Annotated in this window: 9 protein-coding genes and 2 pseudogenes; 5 read left to right on the top strand and 6 right to left on the bottom strand. The window is 52.0% G+C overall.

Translation table 11 applies throughout. The annotated features are described in order from the left end of the window. Positions 1-18: 18 nt before the first annotated feature. Together LZ634_RS19185 and LZ634_RS19180 are read left to right on the top strand one after the other, a co-directional pair. A pseudogene (locus tag LZ634_RS19185) lies at positions 19-657 on the top strand (efflux RND transporter periplasmic adaptor subunit); the annotation flags it as partial. Beyond that, positions 657-2,174 (top strand): DHA2 family efflux MFS transporter permease subunit, encoded by a 1,518-nt coding sequence (locus LZ634_RS19180; RefSeq protein WP_234508055.1) that lies wholly within the window; start codon positions 657-659, stop codon positions 2,172-2,174. The pseudogene LZ634_RS19185 and the gene LZ634_RS19180, both read left to right, overlap by 1 nt. Before the next feature lie 51 nt (positions 2,175-2,225). Here the strand turns inward: LZ634_RS19180 and LZ634_RS19175 are convergent. The 3 genes and pseudogenes from LZ634_RS19175 to pth form a co-directional block, all read right to left on the bottom strand. Further along, positions 2,226-2,465, bottom strand: a pseudogene (locus tag LZ634_RS19175) (integrase); the annotation flags it as partial. Positions 2,466-2,557: 92 nt separating this feature from the next. Continuing rightward, positions 2,558-3,652: a redox-regulated ATPase YchF gene (ychF, locus tag LZ634_RS19170; protein WP_234508053.1), complete on the bottom strand. Its 1,095-nt coding sequence runs from the start codon at positions 3,650-3,652 to the stop codon at positions 2,558-2,560. A gap of 216 nt (positions 3,653-3,868) precedes the next feature. After that, positions 3,869-4,453, bottom strand: coding sequence for an aminoacyl-tRNA hydrolase (gene pth / locus LZ634_RS19165; RefSeq protein WP_234508051.1), 585 nt, complete (start codon positions 4,451-4,453; stop codon positions 3,869-3,871). Positions 4,454-4,731: 278 nt separating this feature from the next. On the opposite strand from pth, the gene ychH reads away from it, so the two are divergent. Further along, entirely contained in the window at positions 4,732-5,016 is a 285-nt protein-coding gene (gene ychH / locus LZ634_RS19160; protein WP_234508049.1) for a stress-induced protein YchH, read from the top strand. A gap of 122 nt (positions 5,017-5,138) precedes the next feature. On the opposite strand, the gene lysC is transcribed toward ychH, so the two are convergent. Then, a complete protein-coding gene (gene lysC, locus LZ634_RS19155) occupies positions 5,139-6,500 on the bottom strand; it encodes a lysine-sensitive aspartokinase 3 (protein ID WP_234508046.1) in 1,362 nt (453 codons plus the stop codon). Between the two features lie 616 nt (positions 6,501-7,116). Between lysC and LZ634_RS19150 the strand changes: the two genes are divergently transcribed. Both LZ634_RS19150 and LZ634_RS19145 read left to right on the top strand, forming a co-directional pair. After that, positions 7,117-8,502 (top strand): diaminobutyrate--2-oxoglutarate transaminase, encoded by a 1,386-nt coding sequence (locus LZ634_RS19150; RefSeq protein ID WP_156315701.1) that lies wholly within the window; start codon positions 7,117-7,119, stop codon positions 8,500-8,502. A 13-nt stretch (positions 8,503-8,515) separates the two neighbouring features. After that, complete coding sequence (locus LZ634_RS19145) at positions 8,516-9,979, top strand: pyridoxal phosphate-dependent decarboxylase family protein (RefSeq protein ID WP_234508044.1); 1,464 nt, start codon at positions 8,516-8,518, stop codon at positions 9,977-9,979. Between the two features lie 51 nt (positions 9,980-10,030). Here LZ634_RS19145 and dauA read toward each other — a convergent pair whose 3' ends face one another. Both dauA and prs read right to left on the bottom strand, forming a co-directional pair. Further along, positions 10,031-11,713, bottom strand: coding sequence for a C4-dicarboxylic acid transporter DauA (gene dauA, locus LZ634_RS19140; RefSeq protein WP_234508042.1), 1,683 nt, complete (start codon positions 11,711-11,713; stop codon positions 10,031-10,033). A 123-nt stretch (positions 11,714-11,836) separates the two neighbouring features. Then, positions 11,837-12,784, bottom strand: a complete 948-nt coding sequence (gene prs, locus LZ634_RS19135; protein ID WP_112203978.1) for a ribose-phosphate diphosphokinase — start codon at positions 12,782-12,784, stop codon at positions 11,837-11,839. Positions 12,785-12,799: the final 15 nt, after the last annotated feature.

Here is a 12,799-nt window from a genome sequence, read left to right as displayed (position 1 = left end):
TAAGTTGGAGTCATTACCCTGAAAGACAGCCAGCGTTACGAACAATTGGCAAAGTCGGCGGCCATTTCCCAACAAATCAAAGATAACGCCCGGCTCGATTATCAAAGAATGATAGCCAGAGAACGCAAAGCGGCAAATGATTATCAGACTGAGGAGCGGCGTCTGACAGTGTTATCAGCCAAACTGGACGCTGCGAAGGCAGGCCTCGTGGAGGCGAAGTCGAAACTCGACCAGGCACTGCTCAATCTGGAATACACCGTTGTTCGGGCCCCTATTACGGGTACTGTTGCAAACCGTCGCGCCCGTATTGGTAGCTGGGTGGCGGGAGGGACGCAATTAGTCTCCGTAGTACCGGTAAGCGGCCTGTGGATCGATGCGAATTTTAAGGAAAGCCAGATTGCCGGCATGAAACCCGGGATGAAAGCGGAGATACGGGCAGATGTCCTCCGGGGCAATGTTTTTCACGGGTATGTTGAAAGCCTGGCACCAGCAACAGGTGCCACCTTTAGCCTGATCCCGGTAGAAAATGCCACCGGCAATTTTACTAAAATCGTACAACGTGTCCCGGTGCGGATTGCCATTGATAAAACGGATCAACTGGCGCAGATTCTTCGCCCCGGACTTTCAGTGACCGTTAGCGTCAAAGAACGACGCTAATGGGGCCGGCTATGCGAAAAAATATTGCCTTTGCCAGTATGTGTATCGGGCTGTTTATTGCCCAGCTTGATATCCAGATTGTCTCGGCATCCCTCAATGAAATTGGTGGTGGTCTGTCAGCAGGTAAAGATGAGATGGCCTGGATTCAGACCAGCTATCTGATTGCGGAGATCATGATTATTCCTCTGTCCGGATGGCTATCACAGGTATTTTCTACCCGCTGGCTTTTTACGCTTTCTGCCGGGGCCTTTACCGTAATGAGTGTTGCCTGCGGACTGGCATGGAATATTCAGAGTATGATTGTGTTCCGGGCGTTACAAGGGGCTGCAGGGGCATCGATGATCCCATTGGTCTTTACCACCGCTTTTATCTATTACCAAGGAAGGGAGTTGGGATTAGCCGCTGCGGTGGTCAGTGCGTTGGCATCGTTATCCCCAACGCTTGGGCCAACTCTCGGAGGATGGATTACTGATAACCTTGAATGGCGCTGGCTTTTCTATATCAATATATTACCGGGTCTTTATTTGGTGATGAGCATTCCTTTCCTGGTGGACATTGATAAACCCAATCTGGCACTCCTTAAAAATGCTGATTATCCAGGAATTGCTCTACTCGCGGTTGCACTCGGATGCCTGGAATATTCTTTGGAGGAAGGGGCGAGATGGGGATGGTTTGACGACGGCACGATTGTACTGACATCGGGGCTGACGCTGGTGAGTGCACTTTTATTTGCAACACGCACCCTAACCATATCGAATCCCATTATGGATCTTCGCGCGTTCAAGGATAAAAACTTCTCGTTAGGCTGTTTTTTCTCCTTTGCCGGAGGGGTAGGAATATTTTCAACCGTTTACCTTACGCCGGTATTTCTGGGGCAGGTCAGAGGGTTCAGCGCGATTGATATTGGCCTGGCCGTATGCACGACCGGTATATTTCAAATCCTGTCAGTACCTCTTTATTCATATTTGAGTAAAAAAATAAACCTCAGGTGGTTACTGATGGTCGGGTTGGGTGGATTTGCATTTTCAATGTTTCTTTTCACCCCAATAACCCATGAGTGGGGATGGCAAGAATTACTGCTACCACAGGCTATCAGGGGCGTTTCGCAGCAGTTTGCGATGGCGCCAATCGTCACCTTGACTCTCGGCGGTATCCCCAAGGCGCGGCTGAAACTAGCCTCCGGCGTCTTTAACCTGACGCGTAATCTAGGTGGAGCCATCGGCATTGCATTGTGCGGCACTATTCTCAATAACCGGACTAATTTTCATTACCAAAGGATTGGGGAAAAAATGGTGTCCGTGCCACAAACTGTCCATGAGTTTATTACCAGCCATACTTCGGTATTTACTCAGGGTGGAAGTGATAGCGCTACAGGGCTACTAGCAGCAATAAAATTACTGAGTCAAATGATGATGTTGGAAGCGCAAACAATGGCGTTTTCTGATGCCTTCTTGCTGATCAGTGTCCTTTTGTTTATGGCTTTCATGCTGGTACCTGCAATGGACAGAAAACAGTAATGAATCGCCTCGGGTCTAACCGACACTTCTGTGCCATAAAGAGAGGGGCTCATTATTAGTAGCAGCGTGCGCGAGTTGAGCTTCTAAAGCATCAGGTCGATAACCCATCTCATTCAGAAGAGTATTGCTAGTTACCCTGGTTGCTATTGAGCCGAGAGGATTGTCTCTTTCTGGGAAATGATTTGGTCGATGTCCTCTTAGTCCGTGTAGAACCTTTATTTGCTCTAGAAGTGGCGATTGCAAACCCATAAATAAAGAAGGTTGTACATTTGGCCTCCGCTGCAACCGTCGGAGCACCTCGAGGAGTGTTGCTATGAAACTATCAGAATGTGACTGATATAAAAAATCCACGCAAGTGCGTGGATTTTATGTTTGTTTTTTGTTTAGACGTTGAACAGGAAGTTCATGATGTCGCCATCTTTCACGACGTAATCTTTACCTTCTGCACGCATCTTGCCGGCTTCTTTCGCGCCTTGTTCACCTTTGTAGGTAATGAAGTCTTCAAACGCGATAGTCTGAGCGCGGATAAAGCCTTTTTCGAAGTCGGTGTGGATTTTACCGGCTGCCTGCGGTGCGGTTGCGCCGACAGGGATGGTCCATGCGCGTACTTCTTTCACGCCAGCGGTGAAGTAAGTTTGCAGGTTCAGCAGTTCGTAACCGGCGCGGATAACGCGGTTCAGGCCCGGTTCTTCCAGGCCCAGTTCGGCCATGAATTCTTCACGATCGGCGTCGTCGAGTTCAGCGATATCGGATTCAACGGCTGCACAAACGGCAACAACCACGGAACCTTCGGCGGCAGCGATTTCGCGAACTTTATCGAGGTATGGGTTGTTCTCAAAACCATCTTCGTTAACGTTAGCGATATACATGGTTGGCTTCAGGGTCAGGAAGCTCAGATATCTGATGGCCGCTTTGTCTTCGTCCGTCAGGGTGGTCAGCGAACGCAGCATACCGGCATTTTCCAGCTGTGGCAGGCATTTTTCCAGCGCGGTCAGTTCCGCTTTTGCGTCCTTATCGCCGCCTTTTGCTTTCTTCTGCACGCGGTGGATGGCGCGTTCACAGGTATCCAGATCGGACAGTGCCAGTTCGGTATTGATAACATCAATATCGTCAGCTGGATCCACTTTGTTATTAACGTGGATGATGTTGTCGTTTTCAAAGCAGCGAACAACGTGACCGATAGCTTCGGTTTCACGGATGTTGGTCAGGAACTGGTTGCCCAGGCCTTCACCTTTAGACGCGCCTTTCACCAGGCCCGCGATATCGACGAATTCCATGGTGGTAGGCAGAATACGCTGTGGTTTCACGATTTCAGCCAGCTGATCCAGACGCGGATCGGGCATCGGGACTACACCCGTGTTCGGCTCGATAGTACAGAACGGGAAGTTTGCCGCTTCAATACCCGCTTTAGTGAGCGCGTTGAACAGGGTGGATTTGCCTACGTTTGGCAAACCAACGATACCGCATTTGAATCCCATGTTTAAATCACCTTAATCTTTTGATTTTCAACCTGTTGCTTAAAACAGATTGTAGAAAAGTAAATAACTCCGCCTATTATACACGTCATACGGAAAAAATACCGTATGCACTTCATTCCCCGGGCGGAGGGCGTACCCCGCACCGGTCGCACAACAACGTCAGCGCGGGCGTTTGCCGCCTGACGTAACTGGCATGATGGGTGTGTAAATGAAAACTTATTGTGCCTTAAAGGCATGTAACCGGTTGGTCGCTTTGGTCAGCCCATCTTTCAGCCAAACCTCAGTGCAGCGCGCCGCTTCGTCTACCGCATCGTCGATAAGCTTCTGTTCTGCAGCTTGCGGTTTACCTAATACAAAGCCGACAACTTTGCTTTTATCGCCCGGATGACCGATTCCGATGCGTAAGCGGTGAAAATTGGGGTTATTGCCCAATTTGCTGATGATATCTTTTAGCCCGTTGTGTCCGCCGTGGCCGCCGCCGAGCTTGAATTTCGCCACCCCTGGTGGCAGATCCAGTTCATCGTGCGCCACCAGAATTTCATCTGGATTAATACGATAGAAGGTCGCCAGCGCCGCAACGGCTTTACCGCTAAGGTTCATAAAGGTGGTGGGTACCAGCAGGCGAATATCTTCACCGGCCACATTAATGCGCGAAGTGTAGCCAAAGAATTTACTTTCTTCACGCAGCGGCGCGCGAAAACGCTCTGCCAGCAAATCGACATACCAGGCCCCCGCGTTATGGCGCGTCTGGGCGTACTCTGCACCGGGGTTGGCCAGGCCGACAATCAGTTTAATCGTCACGTAGTTGTTCCTGAGTGGGCAATCTTTTCGGCGGCTAGTTTACGTCGTGGCAGCGCCGTTGACAAAAATTAGCGTCGGAAGGCGCTAAAAGTTAATAATTCAAAATGGCAATAATATTGATTTGATGTATTTCAGTGACTTAAATGTAAAGTTTTGTTGATTATATGTGCCCATTTGTGATCGGTAGCGCACTTATATTTGGTAGTGTTGTCTATACTTTACACACTAGGAATAGGGATATATCCCTAAACCCGCAGCCAATCTACGGAGGTGACACTATGAAACGCAAAAACGCTTCGTTACTCGGTAATGTGCTTATGGGGTTAGGCTTGATCGTGATGGTCGTCGGCGTCGGTTACTCTATTTTAAACCAGCTGCCGCAACTTAATCTGCCTCAGTTTTTTGCACACGGTGCGATTCTAAGTATCTTCGTCGGCGCCGTTCTTTGGCTAACCGGGGCTCGTGTCGGTGGGCATGAGCGCATCAGCGACAGATATTGGTGGGTGCGTCATTACGACAAACGCTGTCGTCGTAACGACAACACGTCACGTCGCCACAGCTAAATAATAGCTCCAGACGGAGCCGGAAAGAAAATTGACGAAGTCCTGGCCGAAAGACCGGGACTTTTCTTTATGCTGGGCACGTTAACCGACCACGTGCCCATTCATCCTATTGACCCAGATTATTATTCAAACAACCGTTGATGCAACGCTTTGACCGCGCTGTCGGCAACATCGCCTGGCAGCAGGAAACAAAGGTTATTATTCGACGCACCATGACAAATCATCCGCACAGCATGTTCGTCAAAACGGGCGAACACATCTTTGCACACGCTGGATGCCTGGGTGAGCTGATTGCCAACCAAAGTGACCAGCGCAAGCCCGGTTTCCACTTCAACGCGACAGTGTGAGGAGAGGGCGGTGAATAGCGCGGTGGTCAGCGTCGGGTCTTCACCCGAAGTGGCATTCGTCGAGTCTAGCGCCAGCGCAATGCTGTTCTCTGAGGTCGTGACCAGATCTGCTGCCACCGTATGCTGTTCCAATAGAGCAAAAATCTGCGCTAAAAAACGATAGGACGGCTGTGAATTCAGGCTATGCAAGCGAACCAGCGTTTGCTTACGGCGTACCGCAACGGCGCGATAGCTCGGCGGATTCTCGGTTGTGCAACAGACCAGCGTTCCACCTGCGGCAGTATCTTTGCTGGAGCCAACAAATACCGGGATATTTTTGCGCATGGCAGGCATTAACGTAGCCGGATGCAGAACCTTAGCCCCGTAGGCGGCCATATCGCTAGCCTCTGAAAACGAGATGCTATCGATACGTTTGGCTTTTGGAGCGATGCGCGGGTCGGTGGTGTAAATGCCGGCCACATCGGTCCAGATATCCACGCGAGCCGCGTGAAGCGCCTCACCCAGCAGGGACGCGGTGTAATCACTTCCGCCACGCCCCAGCGTAGTGGTGTGACCCGTCGCATCGCGACCAATAAATCCCTGGGTAATCATGATGGCTTGCTCAAGGCGCGGACGCAGATGCATTTCTGCTAACTCCGCCAGCGTACTCACCTCAGGCTCTGCGCAACCATAGTTTGAATCGGTACGAACGACGCTACGCGCATCAAACCAGCTGGCTTCAACGTTGCGTTCACGTAAAACTTCGGTGAAAAGCAGGCTCGACATTAACTCCCCGTGGCTGACGAGTTCATCGCTCAGCGCGGTCGACGCAGAGGTCATCGCGGTATGGGCCAGGCGGGCTATATTTTCGAGGAGATTATCAATTTCCGCGCTGATGATAGAAGGCTGCTTCAATCGGGAAATGATGTTGTATTGGATGGTACGTAAAGTATCAAGCTTGTCTAATTGCTGATGACTTTCCAGACCTTCAGAAAGTTCGACCAGCAAGTTTGTGACGCCTGCCGAGGCCGACAGAACCACTAAACGAACATTTTGATCGGCAAGGACAATGCTGGCGCTGCGATTCATTGCATCAAAATCGGCAACGCTCGTGCCGCCAAATTTGGCAACGATGAACTGTGGATAAATGCGAGTCATAACAATCTCATATCAGGGCGCCATAAATACATGGCTAGAAAATTTTCATTCTCGGCATAAGGGAAGATCGCTTCGCCTTACGAAATGTCCGCCCGCGAACATTTCTAATGACAACCCAGGAAATACTTCCTGTTGTCGATAACGAGTTTCGCCTGTCGCTCGTTACCGGGGAATGCGCATTAACTGTTTATTCACAGAGTATGTAAATAAGCGCGCCATACTAAGTGATTTATCCTTGGGGATCGACTTATTTATTTTAATAAACCATAAACAAGTGAAAGATCGTGTTTTAACCAGATAGGCCCTACGGTATTAATGGTAAAAACGTGTAAAAGAATAATAAAACCCTGTCAACGAGATGGCTTTCATTAGATTGTCCTTATTGTAGCCAACTGTTGCTGTTTAAGATAAACGGTAACAAACTTTAGTGGAATTGTTGTTGGTGAATTGTTGTTACTTGATGATTTTAAAGGGGAAAAAGTTGTAAAAAAGTCGACGAAAATAAATGATTGAGCCCGTTGCTAAAACAGCATATATTAGCCGCGTTTTTTTACAGGCAATCCTTTTAACCATTTATTCAATCGGGCGCAAAACTACGCCTGCTTGTAGGAGTGATATGATGACGGATAAAGTCCGTATTGATACTTTAAATGCTAATTCATTACCTCAAAGCAATGATACCTTTTTAGCAAGACAAGCTGAGTTTGAATCTAACGTCAGAAGCTATCCACGTAAACTACCATTGGCTATTGCCAAAGCGCAGGGCGTCTGGATTACTGATGTTGAAAATAATCAATATCTTGATTGTCTGGCAGGTGCCGGTACTCTGGCGCTTGGTCATAATCATCCCGATGTGCTTCAAAGCATTCAAAGTGTCATCTCTAGTGGCCTACCGTTACATACACTCGATCTTACTACGCCATTAAAAGATGAATTTTCATCTTATTTACTCTCTTTATTACCGGGGCAGGGCAAAGAGTATTGCCTGCAGTTCACCGGCCCGTCCGGCGCAGATGCCGTTGAAGCGGCGCTGAAACTGGCTAAAAAAGTCACCGGTCGTTCCAGCATTATCAGCTTCTCCGGCGGCTACCATGGGATGACCCATGGCGCACTGTCCGTGACCGGCAACCTGTCGCCAAAAGAAGCCGTCAGCAACATGATGGCGGAAGTTCAGTTCATGCCGTATCCGCACGAATACCGCTGCCCGCTGGGTATCGGTGGCGAAGCGGGCGTCAAAGCGCTGACCTACTACTTCGAAAACCTGATCAACGACGTTGAAAGCGGCGTGCGTAAACCTGCGGCGGTTATCCTTGAAGCCGTTCAGGGTGAAGGCGGTGTGAACCCGGCTCCGGTCGAGTGGCTGCAGCGCATTCGCAAAGTGACTCAGGAACACGGCATTCTGCTGATTATCGATGAAGTTCAGGCCGGCTTTGCCCGTACCGGTAAGCTGTTCGCCTTCGAACACGCCGGTATTGAGCCAGATATCATCGTGATGTCCAAAGCCGTTGGTGGCGGTCTGCCGCTGGCCGTTCTGGGGATTAAAAAGCAGTTCGATGCGTGGGCACCAGGTCACCACACCGGTACCTTCCGCGGCAACCAGCTGGCAATGGCCACCGGTTTGACGACGCTGAAGATCCTCAAAGACGACAAGATTGCCGACAAAGTTGCCGCCCAGGGCGAGTGGCTGAAAGGCAAACTGGCAGAACTGCAGAAACGCTATCCGGTTATCGGCCAGGTTCGCGGTCTGGGCTTGATGATTGGCCTCGAAATCGTCAAACCAAACGAAGCGCAGGATCACATGGGCTGCTACCCGGCCGATGGCGAGCTGTCTGCTCTGTTGCAGAAAAAATGCTTCGAATCCGGCCTGATTCTGGAGCGCGGTGGTCGTCACGGTTGCGTACTGCGCCTGCTGCCATCTCTGCTGATCACCAATGAAGAGCTGGAAATCTTCCTCGATAAATTTGAAAACGCCTTGCTGGGCGCTGGCGTGAAGCCGGTTTAACGGAGTGGGTCGAATGTCTGATGTAAACCCGATTCTGTCCGGCTCGGCGCAGAGTATTGCCGCCTATCAGGACGCTATCGAGCAGAGCACTAAAGCCGTTGTCGAATGGTTGAAGCAGCCTGAGATGTATCAGGGCAAAACCGTTGAACAGCTGCGCTCCCGTATCAGCCTGAATTTCACCTCCGGGGGCCTGGGTAACCAGGCCGCTATCGAGCGTGCGGTTGAATATTTCCTTAAAGACAGCCTGTCCGTGCATCACGCGCAGTGCGTGGCGCATCTGCATTGCCCAAGCCTGGTGATTAGCCAGGCGGCGGAAGTGTTGATCAACGCCACCAACCAGAGCATGGACTCCTGGGATCAAAGCCCGTCCGCGACCATTATTGAGATCAAACTCATCGAATGGCTGCGTGAGCAGGTGGGATACAGCGCAGGCGATGCGGGTGTATTCACCAGCGGCGGCACCCAGAGCAACCTGATGGGGCTGATGCTGGCTCGCGACGCGTTCTTCGCGCGCCAGGGCCACTCTATCCAGCAGGATGGTTTAACCGGCGATCTGAGCAAAATCAAAGTATTCTGCTCTGAAAATGCGCACTTCTCGGTGCAGAAAAACATGGCGCTGATGGGGCTGGGCTATCGCTCAGTCACGCTGGTGAAAACCGACGCGTTCTCGCGCATGGATGTTAACGATCTGCGTGAGAAGCTGGCGCAGGCGAAAGCCAACGGTGAGCAGGTAATGGCGATTGTTGCCACCGCCGGTACCACCGATGCGGGGGCTATCGATCCGTTAACGGAAATCGCTGCACTGGCTGCGGAACAGCAGATCTGGATGCACGTGGATGCAGCATGGGGCGGGGCGTTACTGCTTTCTGAGAAGTATCGTCACTTCCTTAACGGGCTGGAACTGGCTGACTCTGTCACCCTGGACTTCCACAAGCAGTTCTTCCAGACCATCAGCTGTGGCGCGTTCTTATTAAAAGAAGCGCGTCACTATGAACTGATGCGTTACCAGGCCGCGTACCTTAACTCTGACTTCGATGAAGAGCACGGCGTACCGAACCTGGTGTCGAAATCCCTGCAGACCACGCGTCGTTTTGATGCGCTGAAGCTGTGGATGGGCCTTGAAGCGCTGGGTAAAAAGCAGTATGCCGAAATCATTGATAACGGCGTAACGCTGGCCCGCGACGTAGCCGAGTTTGTGGCCGCACAGCCGCATCTGGAACTGGTGATGCAGCCGCAGCTGGCGAGCGTTCTGTTCCGCTTCCGTCCGGAAAGTACGGACATGGCGTTTGTGGCACTGTTGAACCAGCGTATCGGCGACGTTCTGCTGGCCTCCGGCAGCGCTAACGTTGGCGTTACCGAAGCCGATGGCGTCACCTGCCTCAAGCTGACTCTGCTGAACCCGACCGTGTGCCTGGAAGATGTCAAAGTCCTGCTGGCCAGCGTCAAAGAGACCGCCGAGAAGCTGCTGAAAGCGTGACGTTTGGCGTTGATGCGGAAATGAAAATGGCTCCCTGGGGAGCCATTTTTTTTACTGAATATCCGCCAGCGCGGCGTCTTTGTTCGGGAAGAAGGCCAGTCGCCCCGGAATTGGCTGGATACCTGCGCGCGCCATGGTACGCAGCGGCTGGAACTCAAGATTCGAGACCCGCAGTTCACAGCCTTCCGGCAGTTTGTTGACGAAACGCTGGAACGCGTCCAGACCACCGGCATCAAGTACCGGCACCGCATCCCACTTCAGTACCACAATCCGTTTACCGGCAATGCGCGTTTCCAGATCGGTAAACAACCCTTCGGCGGCGGCAAAGAACAGCGGGCCAATGACGCGCAGTACCAGCACATCGTCGGGTACGGTGACATTCACCGCAGAAAGCCGCGTCATCCGCGCGATGCGGCGCATAAACAGCAGTGATGCCAGCACGATACCGACGCTGATGGCGATAACCATATCGAACAGCACGGTCAGCGACATACAAATCAGCATCACGATGATGTCGTCTTTCGGCGCTTTGCGCAGCAGATAGACCACTTTATGCGCTTCGCTCATGTTCCACGCCACCATCAGCAGCAGGGCCGCCATGGCCGACAGCGGTAGCCACGACAGCACGGGAGCAAGAACCAGCAGCGCCAGAATGACTAAAATCGCGTGAATGACTGCGGAAACCGGTGAGGTGGCGCCTGCGCGCACGTTGGCGGCGGAGCGGGCAATCGCGGCTGTTGCGGTAATCCCACCGAAGAATGGCGCCACAATGTTGCCCAAACCCTGACCAATCAGTTCACTGTTGGCTTTATGTTTGGTGCCGGTCATTCCATCCAGCACCACGGCGCACAGCAGCGACTCAATTGCGCCGAGCATCGCCATCGAAAATGCAGCGGGCAACAACGCCTGCAGCGAGGCCCAGCTTAACGTAAAGGTTGAACCGGGCAGATCCCACGGCAGGACAAACTGCGGCAGCAGCTGCGGGATGCCGTTACCCTGCGAGCCATCCGCCAGAATATAGTGGAACTGAGATCCGATAGTCGCGACGTGGCCGCCAAGCAGATTGACGATGACCATCACCAGGCAGCCGGCAATCAGCGCGGGGAGATGCCCCGGCAGACGCAGGCCGAGACGTGGCCAGAGAATTAAGGTCCCAAGGGTGACAATGCCGATCGCCGCATCACCGAAATTAATGGTCGGCAGGGCCATCGCCAGCGCGCCAACTTTCTGTAAATAATGCTCAGGGACATGTGCCATTTGCAGACCAAGGAAGTCTTTAATCTGCATGGTCCCGATGGTGATGCCGATCCCCGAGGTAAAACCGAGGGTGACCGACAGCGGAATGTATTCGATCAGGCGGCCAAAACGGGCGAGGCCAAAGAGGATCAAGAATAGGCCGGACATCAGCGTGGCAACCAGCAAACCGGCGAGGCCGAACTGCTGGGAAACCGGGTAGAGGATCACCACAAAGGCCGCGGTCGGCCCGGAGACGCTAAAACGGGAGCCTCCGCTCAAGGCAATCACAATCCCAGCAACGGCGGAGGTATAAAGGCCGTACTGTGGCGCAACGCCGCTACCAATCGCCAGCGCCATGGCCAGCGGAATAGCAATAATACCGACGGTTATCCCAGCGATAAGGTCGCGTATAAAGCGCGTGGTGCTGTATTTCTCTTTCCAGCAGGCGTCAATCAGCGCGCGGAAAGGCATTATTTCAGGGGAGAATAATTTATTCACAATACTGTTTCATCCGTGAGCGCATCATCTGTCAGGTGAATGGCAGCGAAGTTGGCATAAATCATACAAATAAACACTATAGACAAAAAAACCCGCCGCAGCGGGTTTTTTAACCAAGTCCGATTAATGCTCGAACATGGCAGAGATGGATTCTTCGTTGCTGATACGACGAATCGCTTCGGCCAGCATCCCGGACAGGGTCAGGGTACGGACGTTTGGCAGCGCTTTGATCTCATCACTTAACGGGATGGTATCGCAGACGATAACTTCGTCGATGACGGAGTTACGCAGGTTGTTTACCGCGTTACCAGAGAAGATCGGGTGAGTTGCGTAAGCGAATACGCGTTTAGCACCACGTTCTTTCAGCGCTTCAGCTGCTTTACACAGCGTGCCGCCGGTATCAATCATGTCATCAACCAGGATGCAGTCACGACCGGCAACATCACCGATGATATGCATAACCTGGGAAACGTTCGCACGCGGGCGACGTTTGTCGATGATAGCCATGTCGGTATCGTTAAGCAGTTTAGCGATAGCACGTGCGCGAACTACGCCACCGATGTCTGGAGAAACCACGATTGGGTTTTCCAGGTTCAGCTGCAGCATATCTTCAAGCAGAATCGGGCTACCAAACACGTTATCAACCGGAACATCGAAGAAGCCCTGGATCTGTTCAGCGTGCAGATCTACGGTCAGTACGCGGTCAACGCCAACGCTGGACAGGAAGTCAGCGACAACTTTAGCGGTGATAGGTACACGCGCAGAACGTACGCGACGGTCCTGACGGGCATAGCCGAAGTAAGGGATAACGGCAGTGATTCGGCCTGCGGAAGCACGACGCAGGGCATCTACCATAACAACCAATTCCATCAGGTTGTCGTTAGTAGGGGCACAAGTGGACTGGATGATGAAAATATCACCACCGCGTACGTTTTCGTTAATTTGTACGCTGACTTCGCCGTCGCTAAAGCGACCTACAGCGGCGTCGCCGAGAGAAGTGTACAGGCGGTTGGCAATACGTTGTGCTAGTTCCGGGGTGGCGTTACCAGCAAAAAGCTTCATATCAGGCACGAGAAGAACCTCAGG

This window comes from Kluyvera intermedia (genome assembly GCF_021440345.1).
Classification (GTDB): Bacteria; Pseudomonadota; Gammaproteobacteria; order Enterobacterales; family Enterobacteriaceae; genus Kluyvera; species Kluyvera intermedia_A.
This window is presented reverse-complemented; position numbering and strand designations above follow the sequence as displayed.

Bases quoted from the DNA above. Each gene is read 5' to 3' on its own strand.
- LZ634_RS19180 (WP_234508055.1), top strand. From the start codon at position 657: ATGGGGCCGGCTATGCGAAAAAATATTGCCTTTGCCAGTATGTGTATC.
- ychF (WP_234508053.1), bottom strand. From the start codon at position 3,652: ATGGGATTCAAATGCGGTATCGTTGGTTTGCCAAACGTAGGCAAATCC.
- ychH (WP_234508049.1), top strand. From the start codon at position 4,732: ATGAAACGCAAAAACGCTTCGTTACTCGGTAATGTGCTTATGGGGTTA.
- lysC (WP_234508046.1), bottom strand. From the start codon at position 6,500: ATGACTCGCATTTATCCACAGTTCATCGTTGCCAAATTTGGCGGCACG.
- LZ634_RS19150 (WP_156315701.1), top strand. From the start codon at position 7,117: ATGATGACGGATAAAGTCCGTATTGATACTTTAAATGCTAATTCATTA.
- LZ634_RS19145 (WP_234508044.1), top strand. From the start codon at position 8,516: ATGTCTGATGTAAACCCGATTCTGTCCGGCTCGGCGCAGAGTATTGCC.